The organism is Microcoleus sp. S36b_A4 (assembly GCF_036700645.1).
GTDB lineage: Bacteria > Cyanobacteriota > Cyanobacteriia > Cyanobacteriales > Microcoleaceae > Microcoleus.
In genome coordinates, this window is the sequence record NZ_JAUBPI010000002.1 from 133444 (window position 1) to 156177 (window position 22734).

General features: G+C 46.2%; 16 protein-coding genes. 12 read left to right on the forward strand and 4 right to left on the reverse strand.

Going from position 1 to position 22734, the window contains the following annotated elements:
* The first annotated feature begins 84 nt into the window (after positions 1–84).
* From QUA03_RS01620 to QUA03_RS01655, 8 genes are all read left to right on the forward strand, one after another.
* A complete protein-coding gene (locus QUA03_RS01620) occupies positions 85–1005 on the forward strand; it encodes an NAD(+) kinase (protein WP_333209114.1) in 921 nt (306 codons plus the stop codon).
* A 236-nt stretch (positions 1006–1241) separates the two neighbouring features.
* Entirely contained in the window at positions 1242–1727 is a 486-nt protein-coding gene (locus QUA03_RS01625; RefSeq protein ID WP_333209116.1) for a hypothetical protein, read from the forward strand.
* A 169-nt stretch (positions 1728–1896) separates the two neighbouring features.
* Positions 1897–3873 (forward strand): carbamoyltransferase, encoded by a 1977-nt coding sequence (locus tag QUA03_RS01630; protein WP_333209117.1) that lies wholly within the window; start codon positions 1897–1899, stop codon positions 3871–3873.
* 86 nt (positions 3874–3959) lie between these two features.
* The gene (locus tag QUA03_RS01635; protein WP_333209119.1) at positions 3960–4367 is read left to right on the forward strand and encodes an SxtJ family membrane protein; all 408 of its coding nucleotides are present in this window, start codon (positions 3960–3962) and stop codon (positions 4365–4367) included.
* A complete protein-coding gene (locus QUA03_RS01640; protein ID WP_190657062.1) occupies positions 4368–4532 on the forward strand; it encodes a DUF5989 family protein in 165 nt (54 codons plus the stop codon).
* A gap of 4 nt (positions 4533–4536) precedes the next feature.
* Entirely contained in the window at positions 4537–5769 is a 1233-nt protein-coding gene (locus QUA03_RS01645) for an SGNH/GDSL hydrolase family protein (protein ID WP_333209121.1), read from the forward strand.
* 13 nt (positions 5770–5782) lie between these two features.
* Entirely contained in the window at positions 5783–7108 is a 1326-nt protein-coding gene (locus QUA03_RS01650) for a hypothetical protein (RefSeq protein ID WP_333209122.1), read from the forward strand.
* 6 nt (positions 7109–7114) lie between these two features.
* Positions 7115–8449 carry a hypothetical protein gene (locus QUA03_RS01655; RefSeq protein WP_333209125.1) on the forward strand — a complete coding sequence of 445 codons (1335 nt, stop codon included), beginning with the start codon at positions 7115–7117 and terminating at the stop codon, positions 8447–8449.
* Between the two features lie 67 nt (positions 8450–8516).
* On the opposite strand, the gene QUA03_RS01660 is transcribed toward QUA03_RS01655, so the two are convergent.
* Positions 8517–9845: a hemolysin family protein gene (locus QUA03_RS01660; protein ID WP_333209127.1), complete on the reverse strand. Its 1329-nt coding sequence runs from the start codon at positions 9843–9845 to the stop codon at positions 8517–8519.
* Positions 9846–10268: 423 nt separating this feature from the next.
* Here QUA03_RS01660 and mfd point away from each other — a divergent pair, with 423 nt between their 5' ends.
* Positions 10269–13832, forward strand: a complete 3564-nt coding sequence (gene mfd / locus QUA03_RS01665; RefSeq protein ID WP_333209129.1) for a transcription-repair coupling factor — start codon at positions 10269–10271, stop codon at positions 13830–13832.
* Positions 13833–13946: 114 nt separating this feature from the next.
* On the forward strand, positions 13947–14612 hold the full coding sequence (locus QUA03_RS01670) for an S-layer homology domain-containing protein (RefSeq protein ID WP_333209131.1): 666 nt from the start codon (positions 13947–13949) through the stop codon (positions 14610–14612).
* A gap of 256 nt (positions 14613–14868) precedes the next feature.
* Here the strand turns inward: QUA03_RS01670 and QUA03_RS01675 are convergent, their stop codons facing one another.
* Positions 14869–15585 (reverse strand): heme oxygenase (biliverdin-producing), encoded by a 717-nt coding sequence (locus QUA03_RS01675; RefSeq protein ID WP_333209133.1) that lies wholly within the window; start codon positions 15583–15585, stop codon positions 14869–14871.
* Between the two features lie 277 nt (positions 15586–15862).
* The gene (gene gyrB, locus QUA03_RS01680; protein ID WP_333059513.1) at positions 15863–17803 is read right to left on the reverse strand and encodes a DNA topoisomerase (ATP-hydrolyzing) subunit B; all 1941 of its coding nucleotides are present in this window, start codon (positions 17801–17803) and stop codon (positions 15863–15865) included.
* 257 nt (positions 17804–18060) lie between these two features.
* Between gyrB and miaA the strand changes: the two genes are divergently transcribed.
* The gene (miaA, locus tag QUA03_RS01685; protein WP_333209135.1) at positions 18061–18981 is read left to right on the forward strand and encodes a tRNA (adenosine(37)-N6)-dimethylallyltransferase MiaA; all 921 of its coding nucleotides are present in this window, start codon (positions 18061–18063) and stop codon (positions 18979–18981) included.
* A 131-nt stretch (positions 18982–19112) separates the two neighbouring features.
* Here miaA and msrP read toward each other — a convergent pair whose 3' ends face one another.
* Positions 19113–20096, reverse strand: coding sequence for a protein-methionine-sulfoxide reductase catalytic subunit MsrP (gene msrP / locus QUA03_RS01690; protein WP_333209137.1), 984 nt, complete (start codon positions 20094–20096; stop codon positions 19113–19115).
* A 496-nt stretch (positions 20097–20592) separates the two neighbouring features.
* On the opposite strand from msrP, the gene QUA03_RS01695 reads away from it, so the two are divergent.
* On the forward strand, positions 20593–22638 hold the full coding sequence (locus tag QUA03_RS01695) for a serine/threonine-protein kinase (RefSeq protein ID WP_333209139.1): 2046 nt from the start codon (positions 20593–20595) through the stop codon (positions 22636–22638).
* The last annotated feature ends 96 nt before the right edge of the window (positions 22639–22734 follow it).

Genomic DNA, 22734 nt, shown 5'->3' on the forward strand with positions numbered 1-22734 from the left:
CCGATCGACAATCGAACATTTTAAGATCTTTCACTCACTCTAAAATCTCACAATCCAAAATCTAAAATCTAAAATCGATAGGTTGTGCAACTAAAACAAGTAATTATCGCCCACAAAGCCAGAGATACCCTCAGCCAGCGGTGGGCAGAACAGTGTGCTCGCCAATTAGAAAGTCGCGGGTGTCACGTTTTAATGGGGCCCAGTGGCCCGAAAGATAACCCGTATCCTGTGTTTTTAGCTTCTAGTAACAGCCCAATTGATTTAGCGGTAGTGCTGGGCGGCGACGGTACGGCCCTAGCTGCCGCGCGGAATTTGGCGGCTGACGGCATTCCGATTTTGGCAGCGAATGTGGGGGGACATCTGGGTTTTTTAACCGAGTCTTTTGAGGATTTCCAAAATACTGAGGAGATTTGGGACAGACTTTCGGAAGATAGGTATGCTGTGCAGAAGCGGATGATGTTGCAGGCAACAGTTTTTGAGGGAAACAGAAGCAATCTCGAACCCCAAAGCGATCGATTTTTGGCACTAAATGAAATGTGTGTCAAACCTGCTTCAGCCGATCGAATGCCGAGCTGTATTCTAGAAATGGAAGTTGACGGCGAAGTAGTCGATCAGTATCAAGGCGACGGTTTAATTGTGGCAACTCCCACCGGTTCGACTTGCTACACCGCATCTGCCAACGGGCCGATTATGCACTCGGGAATGGAGGCGATCGCCGTTACTCCGATTTGCCCTTTGAGTTTATCTAGTCGGGCGATCGTCCTCCCCCCCGGTTCCGTCGTCAGCATTTGGCCTTTAGCAGATTACGAACTCAGTACCAAACTCTGGACAGACGGCATTTTGGGTACTGCAATTTGGCCAGGACAGCGCGTAGACGTGCGGAGGGCGGACTGCGAAGCCAAGTTTATCATTTTGCGGGAAAACTATTCTTATTTCAACACTTTGAGGGAAAAACTTCACTGGGCAGGAGCCCGAATTCGGTACAGCAACAATCACCGCAATTAATCCGAATCATTCAATAGACATCGCAAGAATTGCTAGTCTTGAACAGGCAGGATGCCTGTTCCACCATAATAATGATTGGAGAGGTCTAATATCAACCCGCATTAACCCGTGGGGCCCGTAAGCGTGAAAAAACCTGTTAAATCACCAACAATCTAGATACAAAAACCACCTTCAGCCAACCCATAATCTTTGTACTTTGTTAAGATCGCTCAATATCTTGACAAACAGCCTGATCTATGCAGCTTTTCAAAAAATCAACCCGACCTTTCAACCCTCAAGATACATATCCCTGTCCCGTGTGCCGCACCGGTCAAATTTCCACCCTAGCGCTGATGGACGCCCTAGCTTGCAACTTCTGCCAGCACATTTATACCGCAAGCGTTGAAAGACAATCGCTCCAAATGGCCGATCGCCAACCGCCCGTAACTTGGCACTGGAACGGCAAACAGTGGATAGGAGCCCACCTCGAAGGCGTAGAATTCGGATGGCCCTACTTGGCAGCGGCTTTGGGTCTAATTTTCCTTCCCACCACCTTGCTGGGACTTTCAGCTTACTATTTTCCCCCGGTTCCCGGCAGCCGGTTGTCATGGCTGCCCCTAGCTTGGACAGGCTTAGCTTTTTTGTCGCATTTAGGCATTGTGCTGTGGTTGGTAGGTGAATTTTATCAATTCCCGGTGGTCACTTACTTCAGAGCTTGGAGGCGCAGGATAAGCCGACGCTAGCTTCAATGCTGTCCAACAGCCGATCGTCCGAGGACTTTGCACCGACATCGATCCAGGTAAAATTAGAGGCGATCGCAAAATTCAATTCCCAATCAGCACTTAAGCAGCTATAATCGTTAGCTATTCTAAATAGTCAAAAGCAAACGCATTGCGATTTGTGAGGAGAGCGATGAACATACTTGGAATCTCGGCGTACTATCACGACAGCGCCGCAGCCTTAATTCGCGACGGAGAAATTATAGCAGCAGCGCAGGAAGAAAGATTTTCCCGCAAAAAGCATGACGCCAGATTCCCTAAGAATGCGATCGCTTATTGCTTGAAAGAAGCGAAAATAGATTTGCGGGAACTTGATCGAATAGTCTTTTACGACAAACCTTTAGTCAAATTCGAGCGCCTTCTCGAAACTTATTTAGCCTACGCACCCCAAGGTTTTAGCTCTTTCCTAAAAGCCATGCCAATATGGCTCAAAGAAAAGCTTTACCTCAAAACCATGCTCAAAAGAGATCTGGCAGCAATAGCAAACTGCAAAACAAATAAACTGCCATCTCTGCTATTTACCGAACACCACCAATCCCACGCAGCATCGGCATTTTTCCCCAGCCCGTTTCAAAAAGCAGCAGTTTTGTGCCTCGACGGCGTGGGCGAGTGGGCCACAACCTCGGTTTGGTTGGGAGACGGGAACCAACTTACACCTCAGTGGGAAATCGATTTTCCCCACTCCTTGGGTTTGCTTTATTCAGCTTTCACCTATTACACTGGCTTCAAAGTCAACTCTGGTGAATACAAACTCATGGGTTTAGCACCTTATGGCGAACCCAAGTATGTAGACAAGATTCTCAACTATTTAATCGACCTCAAAGATGACGGAACTTTCCGTTTGGACATGGATTATTTCAACTATACTGTTGGCTTAACCATGACAAACAAGAAGTTTGACGAACTGTTTGAAGGACCGCCACGCCAAGCTGAAGGAAAATTGACTCAGCGAGAAATGGACATTGCGGCTTCGATTCAAGTTGTTACCGAAGAAGTTGTTTTGCGGCTTTGCAGAACAGTTAAAAAAGAATTGGATGTCGATTATCTTTGTCTGGCGGGCGGCGTTGCTCTCAACTGTGTTGCTAACGGCAGACTCTTGCGGGAAGGTATTTTCAAAGATATTTGGATTCAGCCGGCAGCGGGAGATGCTGGTGGTGCTTTGGGTGCGGCTTTGGCGATTTGGTATCAGTATTGCGAACAAACTCGCACAGTGAGCGCCAACTCGACAGCAAATAGTATAGAATCCCTCAAAACTGAACTTGCCACTACAAACGTAGCGGTTGAGGAGAGGACTGAAGTTCTCACTGCCAACCAAGCGGTGGCAACTGTGGCGAAGTCGGTTGCTCATTTAACTTGTCACGATCAAATGCGGGGCTCATATTTGGGGCCGAGGTTTACTGACGCAGAAATTCTCGAATATTTGGATGCTGTCAAAGCCAGCTATCACCGATTGGACGATGCTGAATTAATGCCGCAGTTGGCTGAAATTTTGGAACAGGGAAATGTGGTGGGATGGTTCCAGGGGCGGATGGAATTTGGGCCGCGGGCTCTGGGCGGTCGATCGATCATTGGCGATCCCCGCAGTGCTAAAATGCAGTCCGTGATGAACCTGAAAATTAAATATCGGGAATCTTTTCGACCTTTTGCTCCGTCAATCTTAGCCGAACGAGTTGCGGATTATTTCGAGATTGACCATTCTAGTCCTTATATGCTATTGGTAGCACCTGTCAAATCCAGTCTCCGCATTCCGATGACTCCCGAACAAGAGCAGTTGTTTGGCATTGAAAAGCTCAACATTCCCCGTTCCGAGATTCCGGCTGTCACCCACGTCGATTACTCGGCTCGCATTCAAACAGTTCACAAAGAAACTAATCCTCGGTACTATGACTTAATTAGCCATTTTGAAAAGCGATCGGGCTGTTCTATTGTGGTAAATACTTCTTTCAACGTCCGAGGGGAACCCATTGTTTGCACTCCAGAGGATGCTTACCGCTGTTTCATGCGAACCGAAATGGACTATCTGGTTTTGGAAAATTACTTGCTTCCCAAGTCCGAACAAATTCCTTGGAAACAAGATGATGCTTGGAAAAATGAATTTGAACTAGATTAGTCATTAGTCATTAGTCATTAGTTATTAGTTGGAACGAATAACTAATAACTAATTCCCCATTCCCCATTCCCCATTCCCCATTTCTAATGAGCGACGAAATTAAAAAACTCGACAAAAAAGGCTTGCGCGATTTCGGGCTGCTAATTGGCGGCTTGATTGCAGTGCTGTTCGGTTTAGCAGTACCTTTACTGCGGCGGCATTCTCTACCTTGGTGGCCCTGGGCAATCGGCGCAGTCCTAATCGTGCTAGGATTAGTTGCGCCGAAATCGCTGAATCCCATCTATCACGCGTGGATGCGCTTTGGAATTATTCTTAACAAAATCGAAACGCCGATCGTCTTAGGGATAGTTTTTTACCTTATAATTTGGCCGATGGGAGCAATCAAAAAGATTTTCGGCGAAGATGCAATGCGGCGAAAACTAAATCCGAAAATGGATACTTACCGCGTCCCAAGTAAAGAAAGAACCAAAGTTAGTATGGAGCGTCCTTTTTAAGTGTTTGAAGCAACTTTAGATTTTCTCAAAGATTTGTGGGCGTTTATGAAAGAACGCCAAAAGTATTGGCTGTTGCCGCTCATTGTGACTTTAGTCTTTTTGGGAGCTTTGATTGTATTGAGTCAGGGTTCTGTGATTGCTCCATTTATTTACACGCTGTTTTGAAATAATGAGCAAGTTGAAAAATTTGGGTGTCAATTTGGGCTTGACACTCGGTGGTTTATTGATGGGGGTGGTAATTGGCGAAATTGGATTGCGAGTTGCTAAAGTCGAGGGCTATCCAAAAATAGGAGATTTTGTAGACTCGGCGCCAACTCGTTTCCATACTTCCGATCCAAATTTGGGCTGGAAGCTGAAACCGGGCGCGTCGGGGGAGTGGAATGGGGAAGGTGCGAGTTTTGTGCAGGTGAATAGCGAGGGTTTGCGCGATCGTGAACATACAAAAGCAAAACCTCCAAATACTTTGCGCGTTGCGGTTTTGGGCGATTCTTTCACCGAAGCAATTCACGTACCTGTCGAACAAACTTTCTGGTCAAAATTGGAACGAAAGTTAGGCAACTGCGAAGCTGTTAAGGGACGCAAAAATGTTGAGGTAATGAATTTCGGGGTGCAGGGCTACGGTACTGCTCAAGAATTGATAATGCTGCGAAAAAAAGTATGGGATTACAGTCCTGATATAGTAATTCTTGCTTTTTTTATTGGCAATGATGTGATCAATAATTCGCCACAATTGGAATACGATCACTACCGACCATTTTTTGCTTATGATGCTAGCGGCAAGTTAGTACCAGATATGTCTTTTCGCAATCTGGCGCCGATCGATCGCAACGAAAGAGCAGTTTCCTTCGTAGACAGAATGCCCAGTTTTATCGTCAACAATTCGCGCATTTTGCAGGTCATTAAAAAAGTAGACTTAGATCGGAAAAAGCGGGAGTTATCGGGACACTTTACCACTTTAAGTACCCTGAACCTCAAGGAACCTCAAAATGCAGCTTGGGAAGAGGCTTGGAGGGTGACAGAGGGTTTGATTGTGACGATGCGGAATGAAGTCGTGCAGAAAAATGCTGATTTCTTGGTTGTGACGATCGGCGATCCGATGCAAGTTATACCGGAGGCCGAGAGGCGAAAAAATTTTATGAGAAAGAACAACATTCAGGATTTGTTTTATCCCGATAGGCGGCTGGAAAATTTGGGCGCGCGCGAGGGTTTTCGGGTACTGAATTTATCCGAACAGATCCAAGGTTACACTGAAAAATATCAAGTCTGCGCCCACGGTTTTGATAATTCTGTCCCCTGTGGGGGTCACTGGAATGAACTCGGACACCGACTGGCTAGTATCCTCATCAACCGAAATTTGTGCGAAAATTTGAAGCAGTCTCAAGTACCCAAAAAACAACCGTAATCAGTCAAATTTCATGAAAGATTCAACGGCTTTGAAAAAAGGCAAAAACATATTAATTATAGTCGCGGTTAATTTGGTGATCGCCTTTATTTGTCTGGAAGCTTTATCGCTAGCTTTTTATTTTATCAACCAAAAGCAGTTTTTTTATACCCGAACTAAAGCCAAAGAAAAAGTAGTAGAAGATATTGAAAGGATCGGCATTAGACTTGATGAATCTATCGTAGAAAGACTGCACCCACTTTTTGGCTATGTACTCAAACAAGGTGCTTTTACTAATGAAAAATTAAAGTTAAAAGTCAACAAACACGGCTTTTTTTCACTCTACGAATATCCGTTTATTAAAACCAATAAAAATCAAGTTATTATCGGAGTTTTTGGCGGTTCAGTTGCGAATAACTTTGCAGTCGATGAATACGTAAATCGCAGATTGTCTAACAAATTGAAGACTTATTCAGAATTTGCCAACAAGGAAATTATTGTTTTAAATTTTGGCAACGGTGGCTACAAACAGCCCCAACAATTATTAATTTTAAATTACTTTCTGGCGTTGGGTCAAGAGTTAGATTTAGTCATAAATATTGATGGTTTTAACGAAGTAGCCCTGTCAAATTTAAACAACAAAGCCCAAGTAGAAATAGGAATGCCCAGCGTTCAGCACATACAGCCTCTGACTGGTTTAGCCAACAACAACTTGTCACCGGAAGCGATGAGCTCGATCGTGCAAATTAACGAAAACAAAAAACAGTTGAAAGCAGGTATTGACAAATTGCAAACTTGTCAACTTGCTTTGTGTCACGCTGTCACCTCGCTACAGGTGAAACAATTAGTCAACAATTACCAGCAAGCCGTTGTCAAGTACGATTCGCAAGTCAAACAATCTAACCCAGACACCGCGAATAGCGGTATAGTATACATTCCCAAAGCTGACTTTGTTTTGCAGGATGCCGTTGCTTTTGACAAAATGGCATCGATGTGGTACCAATCGTCGATCGGGATGAATCAAATTTTATCAAGTAGAAAGATTAAGTATTTTCACTTTATCCAGCCCAACCAGTATTATCCCACTAAGCGAGCGTTTACCGCCAAGGAAAATGAAATTGCGATCGACCAGAAGAGTCCTTACATTGAAGGGGTGAAAAAAGGTTATCCGGTATTGTTGTCCAAAGTCGATGATTTGCAAAAAGCTGGGGTTAATGTTTTTAGCGCAGTGAATATTTTAGACAATACCCAAGAGACGGTTTACAAAGATGCCTGCTGCCACTATAATTCAGTCGGAGACGAAGTATTGGCAAACTATGTTTCTAGTTCCATTATTAAAGTAGTAAGAGAGTCGAAATAGAGGTTTATGAAAGATTTAAAGTTCCTCAAAAAAGGACAAGAATTTCTCAAGATAACTTTGATTAATTTAGTCCTTTTACTGGTTTTCCTGGAACTCGGTTCCTTGGGATGGTATTTTGTCAAGCATAAGCAATTTTTCTATACTAGAGAAAAGACGCAAGATAAGTCGGCTTTAGGAATTAATTTAGAAGGAGTGCGGCTGAATCAGTCTATTGTTGAAAGGTTTCATCCTTTTTTTGGGTTTATTCAAAAACCCAGCGCTGATTTTAGACCTGGTTTTAAGGTTAACAACTACGGATTTATCTCTCCTTACGATTACCCTTTGAAAAAAACCAAGAAAAATCAATTTATTATCGGAGTTTTTGGCGGTTCTGTGGCTTCTAATTATGGAGTATTTGAAGTTCAAAACAAAATTTTACCTCAATACCTAAAGCAGCTTCCGGGTTTGAAAGATAAAGAATTTATAATTTTGTCTTTTGCTACCGGAGGGTATAAACAACCGCAGCAATTATTAATTTTAAATTATTTTTTGGCTTTAGGACAAGAACTGGATATGGTCGTCAATATAGATGGTTTTAATGAAGTAGCACTTTCTAATTTAAACAATAAAAATCAAGTCGATTTGGCGATGCCAAGCATTCAGCATATTTTGCCACTGACTAGCTTGGCGAATAATAGCCTTTCTACAAAAGCGATGAAAGCAACTATCAGAATCCAAGAAAATAAATCTAGGATTAATCAGGGTTTGGAACGTTTGCAAAACTGCTCTTTAGCTGCGTGCGATGCTTTGACTTCGGTTTACGTTCAAAATCTAGTTAATAACTATAAAACCGATGTCATTAAGTTTGAAAAAGAACGGACTCAACAAAAAAAAGATGACAGTGGTAGTGTTATTTACATCAATACTAATAAGTCTGTTTTACAAGATTCATTAGCTTTTGAGCAAATGGCACAGAATTGGGTGAAAAGTTCAATTTTTATGCACAAAGTTCTGTCTGCTAGTAACGTGCCTTATTTTCATGTTCTTCAGCCTAATCAATATTATCAGACGAAAAGGGTGTTTGGTGAAGCCGAAAAGCAGATTGCTTTTAACAAGGATACTCCTTATGCTAAATCTGTACAAATTGGATATCCGGCTCTTTTCAAGAAGTTTCCGAATTTGGAAAAAAATAATATCACTCTAGTGAATGCTGTTAATGTTTTTGACAAGACTAAAGAAGCTGTTTATGTAGATAGCTGCTGCCACTACAATCAAGCTGGAGAGGTGGTTTTTAGCAATTATGTGGGTCGTTCTATTGTGGAATCTTTGCGGAAAGATGAGGCTAGAAGCAAAAAAAAGTAGGTCTGAAATATCCGCTGAATGGTGGATATAGGGTGCGCCTAGCGCACCTTACCGCTGAGTTTAAATTTTAGGTTTTTGGTTGGGTTTTAGGTCGATCGCCCGTTGAGTCGATCGGCATTACCAAGATTTTATCAACTCGATTCCCGTCCATATCGACTACTTCCACGCGCAAACCGTTCCACTCAAAATGCTCTGCTGCTGTGGGAATTTTGCCCAAATTTGTAATCACAAAACCGCCCATTGTGTGGTAACTTCCTTTGTGTTCTGCTGACTCTTCGATTCCAAATAGCTCAAAAAAATCTTCGACTGCTAGCATTCCGTCTAACAGCCAAGAACCGTCTTCGCGCTGCACGGTTTGAGGTTCGTCAGCATCTTCAATCGAGGGAAAGTCGCCAACGAGTTCCACTAAAATGTCGTTGACTGTAACCAATCCTTGAATGACGCCGTATTCGTCTACTACCAAGGCAATTTGATTGCTAGATTGTTTGAAAAGTTCTAATACCTTTAAACCTCGCGTGCTTTCCGGTACAAATAACGGTCGTCGTAAAGAAGCGCTTAAATCTAGCGGTTGACCAGTTAAAGTCCGAGACAGCATATCAGTAACGTGTACTAAACCGACAACGTTGTCGAGTCCTCCCTGACACACGGGAAACCGAGAATGACCACTGCCGAGCATTTTTTGGCGGTTTTCTTCTACTGAGTCGTCGAGGTCAAGCCAGGTAAGATCGGGACGCGGAGTCATTAAGGCGCTGACTCGCCGATCGCCCAAACGAAAGACTCTTTCTACCATGTCTTGTTCGGCTTCTTCAAAGGTTCCGGCTTCTGTTCCTTGCTCGATCAAAACTTTAATTTCTTCCTCTGTAACTTGCGGTTCTGTAGAAGGCACAATCCCCATGATCCGCATCACTAAGTCAGTGGAATAACTTAACAGATAAACCGCAGGAGCGCCAATTTTTGAGAGCATTCGCATGGGAATTGCTACGCTTGAGGCGATGGGTTCCGGGTTGTTGAGGGCTAGGCGCTTCGGCACAAGCTCGCCGATAATTAAGGTCAGATAAGTGATGGTTAAAACTGCTACTACTGAGGCGATCGTCTGAGAATAGGGCGCCAGGGCAGGAATCAGCCGCAACAAAGGCTCTACCCTTTTAGCAATTGTCGTTTCTCCGAAAGCGCCCGACAGAATGGCCAGCATCGTAATCCCGATTTGAACTGTCGGCAAGAACTGATTGGGGGCATTAGCCAGATCCAAGGCTACACGGGCATTGATCGAACCTTGGTTGGCCATCTGTTGCAGTCTCACCTTCCGTACAGAGATGATGGCCATCTCTGACATCACAAATAAGCCATTGAGGAAAACCAGCAGGAGAACAATCAGAATATCGGTACTTGGGGACATTTCTAAAATTTTCGGTAGTAACGGCAAAGCGATGTGCCCGGTTAGTCGATTTTAGATTTTAGATTTTAGATTTTAGATTGACGACGCCGCCAGTATCTGGGGGATTTCCCTAATGTCTAAAATTCTTCGATCTTCACAACTTGAGTCGGGGGCTTGTATCCGTCTTTGGGTGCAGTCACAGGAGAGGTCTGGAAGCTGCGAATCTCGATCGCAAAATCGAAATTTTTTCTAAACCTGGCCCTATATTAACGGAACTGGCTCGATCGCGATCGCAGGATCGACATATTAAAGCAGAAATCTATCTCTAGTTAAGTTCCCATGCCTCAACAGCAGAGCGGCACAATCATGGATGTTTGTCGTACAATCTCCTTAACAGGCAAAGGGAAAGAGCCTTCGCCGATCAGGGATTAAAATTAAAAGCGCATGACTTTCTCTTCAATAATTCGTACCCTGGGGCGATCGCCCCTAGCAACAGAACTCCTCAACAAGCTCAAGCGCCATCGCTACGTGCAACTGTCCGGCCTCGCCCGTTTGCCTAAAGCTTTGGTAGCTTCTGCCCTCGCACAGCAAGAGGGGCGAAACTTATTGGCAGTAACAGCAACTCTGGAAGAAGCCGGCCGCTGGGTTGCCTCTTTAGAGGCGATGGGCTGGCAAACCGTACATTTTTACCCGACTTCGGAGGCTTCACCCTACGAGCTATCTTACTCCGACGAGAACGAAATGACTTGGGGGCAAATGCAGGTGCTGGCGGATTTGGTCGAGAAACAAGAAACAAACGCTAATTCTAAGCCGATCGCGATTGTAGCTACCGAAAGAGCTCTCCAGTCTCACTTGCCCCCACCGGATGCTTTTGAACCCTACTGTCTGACGCTGAAGCGAGGTGCGGTTCAAGACTCAAAGATACTGGATCGTCAACTGGTATCGATGGGGTACGATCGGGTGACTCTGGTGGAAATGGAGGGCCAGTGGAGTCGCCGGGGCGATATTGTCGATGTCTTTCCCGTAGCGGCGGAGTTGCCAGTACGGCTGGAATGGTTCGGAGATAATTTGGAGCAAATTCGGGAGTTCGATCCGTCTTCCCAGCGATCGCTCGATAAGGTCGATCGATTAGTTTTAACTCCCACTAATTTTAACACAATTATTAAAGCAGTTTTATCTGAAAAAAATATTGACGAAATTAACCAACTAGGCTCTGTAGATCCAGAAAATGAAGCCGAAAAATTTGTCCGCAGGCTGTTGGGTTTAGCGTTCGAGCAACCTGCATCTTTGTTGGATTATTTGACAGAAAATACTTTAGTTGTTATTGACGAACCGCAAGGGTGCGAAGGTCACAGCGACCGCTGGTATGAGAATGCACAGGAACAGTGGAATAATTGCAATCGGGAATCGGCAGTTGCTGGTGAGGCTACAGAAAAATTGCCAATTGCTAATTTGAAAGTTCCAAAAATTCACCGCACTTTTGCTGAATCTATGGCAGATGTCGCAGCTTTCGAGCGGCTAGAACTTTCAGAATTGGCAGAAGATTCTACTACTAAAAAAATTCAAAACTCTGCCGAGGGCGACCAGCTACCGTCTGCGATTAATTTGGCTTCTCGGCCTGTGCCGGTGATGCCTCACCAATTTGCGAAGCTGTCTCAAATGCTCAGGGAAGAGCGCGATCGAGGTTTTACCATTTTTCTGGTTTCTGCTCAACCGAGTCGATCGGTTTCTCTGCTGTCGGAACACGACTGTCCGGCTCAGTTTGTGGTGAATCCACGCGATTATTTGGCGATCGACAAGTTGCAATTGCAGCACGTTCCGGTTGCTTTGAAGTACAGCGGGCTGGCCGAATTGGAAGGTTTTATTCTGCCGACTTTTCGGATAGTTTTAATTACCGATCGGGAATTTTACGGTCAGCATTCTCTCGCTACCTTTAGCTACGTCCGCAAGCGCCGTCGTGCTGCTTCTAAGCAAGTAGATCCGAATAAGTTAAGCCCTGGTGATTATGTGGTTCACCGCCAGCATGGAGTGGGCAAATTTATCAAGTTGGAGCGTTTGACGATCGATCGCGAAACTCGCGAATATTTGGTGCTTCAATACGCTGACGGTACTCTGAGAGTGGCGGCCGATCAATTGGGCGCTTTGTCGAGGTTTCGGACTGTAGGCGATAAAGTACCGGATCTCAACAAGCTGACAGGCCAAACTTGGGAAAAAACTAAAACAAAGGTTCGCAAAGCTGTTAAGAAATTAGCGGTAGATTTGCTGAATCTTTATGCTAAAAGAGCTAAACAAACAGGTTATGCTTTTCCTCCTGATATGCCTTGGCAACAAGAATTAGAGGATTCTTTTCCTTACCAGCCAACGCCGGATCAGTTGAAGGCAACTCAGGATGTGAAACGCGACATGGAGGGCGATCGACCGATGGATCGCTTGGTCTGTGGCGATGTTGGTTTTGGTAAGACAGAAGTTGCTCTGAGAGCAATTTTTAAGGCGGTTACGGCGGGCAAACAGGTGGCTTTGCTCGCGCCGACGACGATTTTGACCCAACAGCACTATCACACGCTCTCGGAGCGTTTTTCCCCTTATCCGATCGAAGTTGGTTTGCTCAATCGCTTTCGGACGGAAACCGAGCGCCGGGAGATTCACAAGCGTTTGGCGACTGGGGAATTAGATGTGATTGTGGGTACTCAAGCTGTTTTGAGCAAAGCGATTAAATTTCGGGATTTGGGCTTGTTGGTGGTGGATGAAGAACAGCGGTTTGGAGTTAAGCAAAAGGAAGCAATTAAATCTCTCAAAACAGAGGTAGATGTTCTGACTTTGACAGCAACGCCGATTCCCCGGACTTTGTATATGTCGCTGTCGGGGATTCGCGAGATGAGTTTGATTGCGACTCCGCCTCCCAGCAGACGCCCGATTCAGACGCATTTGGCTCCCTATAACGCAGAAACGGTCCGATCGGCAATTCGTCAAGAATTGGACAGGGGCGGCCAGGTTTTTTACGTGGTACCGCGGATTGAGGGGATTGATGAGTTGGCCACTCAGTTGCAGGAGATGGTTCCGTCTGCCAGAATTGCGATCGCCCACGGTCAAATGGAGGCCTCGGAACTAGAATCAATCATGCTGACTTTCAGTGCGGCAGATTTCGATATTTTGGTGTGTACGACGATTATTGAGTCGGGTTTGGATATTCCGCGAGTCAATACCATTTTAATTGAAGACGCGCAGAAGTTTGGTTTGGGTCAGCTTTACCAGTTGCGGGGACGGGTGGGACGCGCGGGGATTCAAGCTCATGCTTGGCTGTTTTATCCCAAGCAGAACCAACTTTCTGATGCGGCAAGGCAGCGGCTGCGGGCAATTCAAGAGTTTGCCCAGTTGGGTTCAGGCTATCAGTTGGCTGTCCGAGATATGGAAATTCGCGGTTCGGGTGATGTTTTGGGTACTGAACAATCTGGTCAAATGGAGGCGATCGGTTTTGATTTGTATGCTGAAATGTTAGAGGAAGCTATTCGGGAAATTAAGGGTCAGGAAATTCCGAAAGTTGAGGACGCGCAAATTGACCTAACTTTGACGGCGTTTATTCCTGCCGATTACATCGCAGATTTGGATCAAAAGATGAGCGCTTACCGGTCTGTGGCTTCTGCTAATACCCCTGAAGAATTACAGCAGATTCAGGCTGATTGGTGCGATCGCTATGGGCCAATTCCTCTGCCAGCCCAGCAACTTATCCGTGTGGTCGAACTCAAACAAATTGCTAAAAAAATCGGTTTTTCTCGTATCAAACCGGAGAATAAGCAGAACATAGTTTTGGAAACTGCGATGGAAGAGCCTGCTTGGAATTTGCTCAAGGCTAATTTGCCGGAACATTTGCGCTCTCGTTTTGTCTACAGCAAGGGGAAGGTTACTATTCGAGGTATGGCGGTTTTAACGGCTCAAAAGCAATTGGATAATTTGATTGATTGGTTGGGTAAAATGCAGGGGGCTTTGCCGGAAGCAAATGTTGGATTTTAATATATAATCCCCAAATCTAGCACACCGCGGAAACCACAGAATAATACCGAGGAAACTGGAAAAAATATTACTGCTGTTTTCATGATTGTTTTAGCGACAGAAAGGATTAAAATCGTGAAAAGGTTAGTGAGTATTTTTTTGGCGATCGCCCTACTGCAAGGAGTGCCTATGGCGGTTCAATCTCAAGAAATAATTGACCCGATCGACCGGGTTGTGAGTGCAGGGTTGATGAATAAAGATGCCAGTGGCAATTTTAATGCTGAGGGTCTTGTCAGTCGTGCTGATTTGGCGGTGATTTTAGTAAAAACTTTTGGTTTGGAACGGCGGAAAACCGCTCAGAAACCGGATAAAGAATTGCCGGACGTACCGAAGAGTTACTGGGCTTACAGTGCGATTCAAACAGTTTTGAAAACGGGAACAATGAGTGGATATCGCGACCGAATGTTTTTCCCTAATCAAAGGGTGACTCGCGCGGAAGCTTTAGCTATTTTTGCTCAAGCTTACGGGGTTTTTCAGTTTCCTGATGCCAGCATTTCCGAAATTTTAGCTAAGTATCCCGATGCAGGTGAAATTCCTAATTGGGCTAGAAAGTCTATAGCTACTGCACTTTATGAAGGGTTTGTTAATGTTGATATCCCAACTAATAAGATTAATCCTTTGAAGCCGATGACTCGCTGGGATATCGCTTACGCTTTGAGTAAGTATTTGGAGCGGCAAGTAAGGCCAACTTCTTTGCCTGTCCCGGACGAGCAGCCTCCTAATCGCGGCGTGGGAAGGTAAATATAGTAAGTTTCCTTTGCATGAGAATGGGTAATTGGTAATTGGGCATTGGGGATGGGGCATTGGGCATTATTCCTTCTTCCTTCTTCCTTCTTCCTTCTTCCTTCTTCCTTCTTCTATAAAAAGTCGATCGCCCGCAATTCAAACACTATGCAAAATCCCGGAGCTTTGGTGACTGTAAAAGCAGCCATCAAACCCCCAGGATTTAAAGTTTTCCTCTTAAACGAGGCTTAAATTATTGCCAATGGGTGTTGGCTCAATCAGCAGTAGCCAATTCGGTACTGGCACCGCCACGCTTCCGAGTCAGGGTATTGAAAAGCATCTGACCGACTGCTTTAATCAAATTGCCTTCTAACTCCATGAACATCTTCATGTTCATGCCAAAAGCTGCATTAGCTTCGTCAACAATTCGTTCTGCTGTTGCTTCGTCAATCGGCAGTTCATTCATTGCCTGACGGTAGTTAGCCTTGAATTCTTTTTCATCAGGAATATCCTGGAATTCATAGAAAGCAGTGCCTTCTCCCTCGGAAAGATTCATCCCGCGCTGGGCAATTCCCTTCAGGATTTGTCCGCCGGATAAATCGCCCAAGTAGCGAGTGTAAGAGTGAGCTACTAACAGTTCCGGTGCGGTCGCCGAAATCTCGCGAATTCGCTCCACATAAGCTTTAGCTGCGGCTGAGGGGGCTACTTGTTCGCGCCAATTCGCACCGTAGTAGTAAAATAAATCTTGCTCTAAGCTGTGTTTGCGATTCAACTCAGAAAAGTAAATTTTTGAAACAACCGGATGCTGCTTTTGGCGTTCCATTTCCTCTTCCATTGCCGAGTAGACAAAGTAGAGGTTTCCTACTAACTTCCGGTAAGAAGTTTTTTCTACAACGCCTTTTAAAAAACACTTGACAAAACCGACGTTTTCTGCCATTGTGTGGGACTTTTTCGTTCCCTCACGCAATTTGGTCGCTAAATTGATGCTCATGCTATACTGTCCAACCTTCTATTTTTGTGGTAGCTGATGGATGCGCCAAAAATCTAAAATTTACCTAAGCATTTACCTTAGATCGATTTGATGAGAGATTGTATTAATTTTTATAACAAAACTTGGCAGTTGGCAGTAGTCAGTAGTCAGTTGGCAGTTGGCAGTAGTCAGTAGTCAGTTGGCAGTTGGCAGTAGTCATCAGCCACTAACTAATGACTAATGACTAATGACTCATCCTCGCCAGCAAACAACTGTCAACTGTCAACTGTCAACTAATTTAGATGTCCAAGTCGAGGAGGTTAAGTTTGGGGCCGTAGGTTTCGATGAATTCGCGACGAGGGGCGACACGATCGCCCATTAAGATCGTAAAGATGCGATCGGCCTCAGCAGCGTCTTCAATCTCCACTCGTTTCAGCGTCCGAGTTTCTGGGTTCATCGTTGTATCCCACAACTGTGTCGGCATCATTTCACCCAAACCTTTGAACCGCTGAATGGTGTAGTTAGCATTCGCCGGAAATTCATTGCGGATGAGATTGTTCATTTCGCGATCGCTGTAACAGTAGTAATGATTGCGTCCCCGTTCCACTTTATAGAGAGGAGGACAAGCAATGTAGATGTAACCTTGGTCTACAAGGGCGCGCTGATAGCGGTAGAAGAAAGTCAGCAATAGCGTGCGGATGTGAGCACCATCTACGTCAGCGTCAGTCATAATTACGATGTGGTGATACCGCAATTGACCCGGATCGAATTCTTCACCTTTGATGCCCAAACCCAAGGCTGTAATTAACGATTGAATTTCGTTATTTTTGTAGATTTTGGCGTCGTCGGTTTTCTCAATGTTGAGAATTTTACCGCGCAAAGGCAGAATTGCTTGGAATTGGCGATCGCGCCCTTGTTTTGCCGATCCGCCTGCAGAATCCCCTTCCACCAGGTAGATCTCAGACAGGGCCGGGTCTCTGGAACTACAATCCGCTAGTTTACCGGGCAAAGGAGACGATTCTAAGACGGATTTTCGGCGCACTAAATCGCGGGCACGACGGGCTGCTTCAGCAGCCTTAAATGCCTGAATAGCTTTTTCCAAAATAGCGTCAGCTACTTGGGGGCGAAACTCCAAATATTCTGTTAATACTTCGCCTACTAAGGAATCGACAATTCCCCGAACTTCTGTATTTCCTAGCTTAGTTTTAGTTTGGCCTTCAAATTCCGGGTCTGGGACTTTGACCGAAATGACTGCTGTCAAGCCTTCGCGAACGTTTTCGCCGGCGAGGTTGGGCTCGTTTTCTTTGATTTTGTTGCGCTTGCGGGCGATCGAATTCATCGTCCGCGTTAAAACAGCCTTCAAACCTTCTAAGTGCGTGCCTCCGTCGATCGTCCGAATGTTGTTAGCAAAACCGAGAACGTTGTCACTAAAAGCATCGACGCACCACTGCAAAGCCACTTCTATCTGCACATTGTTGCGTTCTCCTTGCACGTAGATCACTTCTTCGTGCAGAGGCTGCTTTTCGCGGTTCATGTAGGCGATATATTCCTTGATTCCGCCTTCATAACAGTATGTTTCGATGCGAGGTTCGCTACTTTTAAGCAGTTCCAAACGGTGGTCGCTGAATGTAATTCTCACGCCCGCATTCAAGTAACCCAATTCTCGCAAGCGTCCGGCGAGTATAGTGTAATCAAATTCAATGCCAGTGCTAAATATTTGAGTATCTGGCAAGAAAGAAACTGAAGTGCCGGTGCGAGTGCCTTTGTTGGGCTTGGCAGTAAGTTCAGTAACTGGATTGCCTCTTTCGTAGCGCTGTAAATGTTCTTTTTGGTCGCGCCAAACTGTCACTTCTACCCACTCGGACAGCGCGTTAACAACAGAAATACCTACACCGTGCAATCCTCCAGAAACCTTGTAGCCACCACCGCCAAATTTACCGCCGGCGTGGAGTACAGTCATTACTGTTTCTATTCCCGATTTGCCAGTCTTGGCAACGATGCCGGTGGGAATACCCCGGCCGTCGTCTGTCACGGTAACGGAACCGTCGGCGTTGATGTCAATCTCGATGTGAGTGCAGTGGCCAGCCAGCGCCTCATCTATGGAATTGTCCACAACCTCGTAAACTAGATGGTGGAGTCCTCGCGGGCCGGTGGTACCGATGTACATCCCCGGTCGTTTACGGACTGCTTCGAGACCTTCGAGAACTTGAATCTGGTCGGCGCTGTAGCTGCTGGTCATACAAAAATAGCTCCAATAATGAGGCCTAAAGCCCCGAAAGCTTCTAAAATGGGAAAACTCCTAAAATTATAGCACAAAACCGTTAAAGGCGATGCTAGGGCTTTCTGAAGGGAAATTTATCGGGGGGACGGAGGGGAATAGTTTTGATATTGCTTCGCGACTCCCCAGGCGTAGCGCGGTGAATCAGTGTAGGAGAGAGGGGAAAGCATTGAGAGGAGAGGGTTTGAAAGTTTTTATAGGGAAATGTGCGACAGCTTATGCCTAGATTAATTACGATTTGCGGGGCGACGGCGACGGGGAAGTCGGGAGTGGCTTTGGCTTTGGCGGGGCGACTGCAATCTTCGATCCTGAGTGCGGACTCGCGTCAAGTTTACCGCGAATTTGACATCGGAACCGCAAAACCGACGGCGGTCGATCGCACTTGTGTACCGCATCACTTAATTGACATCTGCGATCCGACAGAAACTCTGACACTAGCAGATTACCAGCAACAAGCTCAAAATTTAATTGCTGCTGTCGATTTTCCGCTGTCTCCTCCTCTGTTGTTGGTTGGAGGGACGGGCTTATATATTAAATCGATCGTGCGCGGTTTAAAAATTCCGAGGGTAGGGCCGATGCCCGAATTGCGATCGCAACTTGCAGAACTCGGACAATCTCAATGTTACGCCATGTTGCAGCAGGTCGATCGCTCTGCCGCTGAGAAAATTCACCTCAATGACCCAGTAAGAACTTTAAGAGCACTGGAAGTATTTTATGCGACCGGTCGCCCTATTTCCGAACAGCAGGGCGAAAATCCTCCCAATTATCCTATTTTACAAATTGGGTTGGATTGCGCGATCGAAGTTTTGGTCGATCGTATCAAACAGCGCACCGAACAAATGCTAGAATGCGGTTGGCTGGCTGAAGTAGAATATTTGTGTAAAAGATACGGCTCCGACTTGCCCCTGTTGAACACGCTGGGCTATCAGGAAATGAAACAATATTTGGCCGGCGAGATTAAGCTTGAAGAAGCCAAAGAATTAACAATTTTGCACACGCGGCAATTTGCGAAGAGACAACGGACGTGGTTTCGGGCCTATCCTGAAATTGAATGGTTTGATGTTAGCACGCCAGATTTGCTAGAAAGAGTTTGGCAGAGAGTTGAAGAGTTTGAGGGACGCATATCAAGACTGATGTAATTTCAATTTTTCGTTTTCAGGCAGAGCCTGGGAATGCCTGAATCCGAGGCTCTGCCTCGCGGGAATTGAGAGGCAGAGCCTCCGGATATGCGTTCCTAGGCAGAGCCTAGAAACCAGGGAAAATCCATCAATTAACTGTACAAACCCGCCACATATTCGCCGTAACCGTTATAGGGCAAAGTTGGGCGAGTTTCCCACGACCAACTGTTACCGGGGCCGACTATGCGTTCGCTGGCCTGCGACCATCTGGGGTGCGGTTTGTCGGGTTCCACATTTGCTTCAAAAGCGTACTCGTTGGGGCCGATTGTATTCCAAAAAGTGGCGGGCTGTTGTTCGACAAATTCAATTTTGACGATCGACTTTGCGCCCTTAAAACCGTATTTCCAAGGAATCACTTGCCGCAGCGGCGCACCATTTTGTTTTGGTAGCCTTCGGCCATATAAGCCTGTGGCAAAAAATGCTAAATCGTTGGCCATTTCTTCAATTCGCAGACCTTCGGTATAAGGCCAAGGATAAAATTGCGACATCAAACCTGGGCCGGGAGTAATTTTGGGGTCGTAAAATGAGGTAAAGCGAACGAATTTAGCTTTCGATTGCGGTTCGACATCAGCCATTAGTAATTTCATGGGAAATCCGACCCAAGGAACTACCATCGCCCAGGCTTCTACACAGCGAAATCGATAAACTCGTTCTTCGATAGGAAATTTTTTGTAGAGGTCGTCAATATCATAAGTGCGGGGATTTTTTACTAAACCGTTTACTTCTACTTTCCAGTTTTCTGTTGGCAAAGCTTGAGCGGCTTGCCATATAGATTTTGTGCCGCCGTATTCGTAAAAATTGTTGTATTTTGTAGCTAAGGCTTCGTCGGTAATCGCTCGATCGACTTTCGCAAAGTCGGGATTCCGGCTCAATCCCGAATATGCTTGGGTTGAGCTTTGATCCAGAGCGGTTTTTGAGCTAGGATTGCTTTGGCAGCCGGTCAGCGGCAGCAGCGAAGCTGTCACGCCGGCGCCAATTAAATTTGTCATGAAGCGGCGGCGGTTGAGAAAGGCTGTTTCTGGAGTAATTTGGGGTTCGAGAATTTCCCAAGGTTTGGGAACGCGAATTAATGGCATAAGTAATAGTTAAAAGTTAGTAGCTAGTTGGGCGAAAATTGCCTAAGTTTTAATCTGTTAGTCGATTGGAGATTTGTAGTTTTAGATTAACTCCATAGGACAAAGAATCGCGGATATTTGGCAAGGCCTCGCGATTGCTTTGCAGCGATAGCAATGCAAGTATTCGCAATGACAGTATAGCTTAATTCGGTAACAACTGAGATATTGCACTATTCTCAATAACAGGCTTTCCCACCTGTTCCACAAAGAATGATTTTCTTGTGGGGGGGGCAGGAGAGCCCGCCCGTACGATCGACCTATTAAACCTCGCTCGCAGGAAAGTCAGCAATAATTAACGTGCGATCGCCCGCAGCAATTGTGGCGAAAATCTGGGAAACAATTATGATCAAGCAAAGATTCCTATTATTTAATTTGTCCACAGGAAGCGGCACGCACCGCCCCGCTTTCCTCCCCCACCAGCAATAATGTCGGACGGGGGTCTCCAGCGGAAAGACAAATGAGTTACTGCACCAATCCCAATTGCCAGAATCCCCAAAATCTCGATCGCGCGACAGTATGCAAAAGTTGCGAGTCGAACTTGCTGCTAAAAGGCCGCTACCGAGTCTTTCACACCCTCGGTCAAAGTCTCACTTGCCGCACCTTCTTAGCAGTCGATGAAGACCAACCTTCGCAACCCCCCTGCGTCATTCAACAGTTATGCGCGCCGGCTGCAGGTTGCACACAAGAAAACTGGGCATTTCGCCGCTCGGCCTCAGTTATCGACAAATTGGGCCAACATCCCCAAATACCGAAACTGCTGGCATCTTTTGAACTCGAAGGCTGCCAGTATTTAGTGCAAGAATACATCGAAGGCCGTAATTTAGCCGATCGGCTTTCAGAAAAAGGTGTTGTTAAAGAAATTCAAATTTGGTATCTGCTGAGCGAATTGTTGCCAGTCCTGCAATTTGTTCATGAAAATCAACTGATTCACGGAGATATCAAACCGTCGAATATTATTCACCGCAAAAATCCCCAAGCATCCCCAGCTTTGGCAGGGAAAGAGGATCTACATCCCCTGTCCCAAGAACGTTCCTCTGGGCTAGTTTTAGTCGATTTCGGCGCGGCAATTCGGGCTAATAGTGGCCCGATCAAAACAGAAACGGTGACAGGTTCTGCAGAATACGCGGCCCCAGAACAAATTAAAGGCCAAGCGATTCAGAGCAGCGACATCTACAGTTTGGGCGTCACTTGCATTCACTTGTTAACGGGAATATCGCCCTTTGATTTGTTTGACATCAAATCCGAAAGTTGGGCCTGGAGACATTATTTGAAAGTACCAGTTTCGGCGCGACTCGGCCGCATTCTGGATAAAATGGTGCAGCGAGAACCATCAAAACGCTATCGATCGACCGAGGCAATTCTCACAGACATGAATTACGGCCCGGCATCGGCACAAGTGATTCTCAGCAAACCCAAGTGGAGTTTAGCCATGTGGGGAGCAAGTACGGTTGCCCTGCTGTCCGTAGTGCTGGGTGTTCGCTTGCCATCTCCTGCACCGCAGGCTTTCACTTCTTCTGAGCCTGTTTCTAGCATTCCCGAAATTCGGTTCAATCCGCCCCCGATGCAGAATTTCAGGGGTGAGGCATCGCCGTCCCGGCCCGCAGTGCGGACTCTGGCGGATCAAGACAAAAACCCGGTTTGGGCGGTAGCAGTTGCTCCCCAGGGCCGCGTGATAGTCAGCGGGAACAACGACGGCACAATTCACCTGCTGCACAAGCGTCACGGCAAGCTGCTGAAGGTTTTAGCAGGACATTTGGGGCCGGTGTGGTCGGTGGCTGTTAGTCCCGACGGCAGGACGATCGCCAGCGGTGGCGTTGACGGTACGATTAAATTGTGGAATTTCTATTCGGGCAAGTTAATTCGGACTTTGGACGGACACACCGACGGCGTGTTCTCGGTGGTTTTCAGTCCCGATAGCCAGACCGTCGCCAGTGTCGGTAAGGACAAAACTTTGAAGTTGTGGCAAGTCGAAGGCGGGGCCGAGTTGGAAACTCTCAAGCGGGTTTTTGACGAGGTGCAGTCGGTGGCTTTCAGCCCCGATCGAGAAACTTTGGCGATCGGCAGCAGCGACGGTAAGATCAACCTGTGGAACTGGCAGACTGGGGAATTGAAAGAAACTCTTTGGGGTCATTCCGAAGCGGTTTGGTCTTTGGCCATCAGCCCAGACGGTAAAACTCTCGCCAGCGGCAGTTGGGACAAGACGGTGAAGCTGTGGGATATCAGCGCAAATAATCACTCCGGGCAGCCCAACGGTTTTTTGCTACGGACTTTGATCGGCCATTCCGACAAGGTTAAGTCCTTGGCTTTCAGTCCCGACGGAGACAAGCTGGCCAGCGCCGATTTGAGCGGGACTATCAAGCTGTGGCGCATGAGTTCCGGCGAAATCGCGGGCACGCTGAAGGGTCATTCTACCTGGGTGGATTTGGCTTTTAATCCTCAAGACAAAACTCTGATCAGTGGCAGTTTTGACGACACGATTAAGGTGTGGCGACTGTCTCCTTAATTTTTTCGATCGCCCGTTCGATCCAGTTTTGAACAGCTAGGGCGATCGAACATTGAGTTAATTTATCTATCAACACTTCGCACCTTTTCAAAGCTG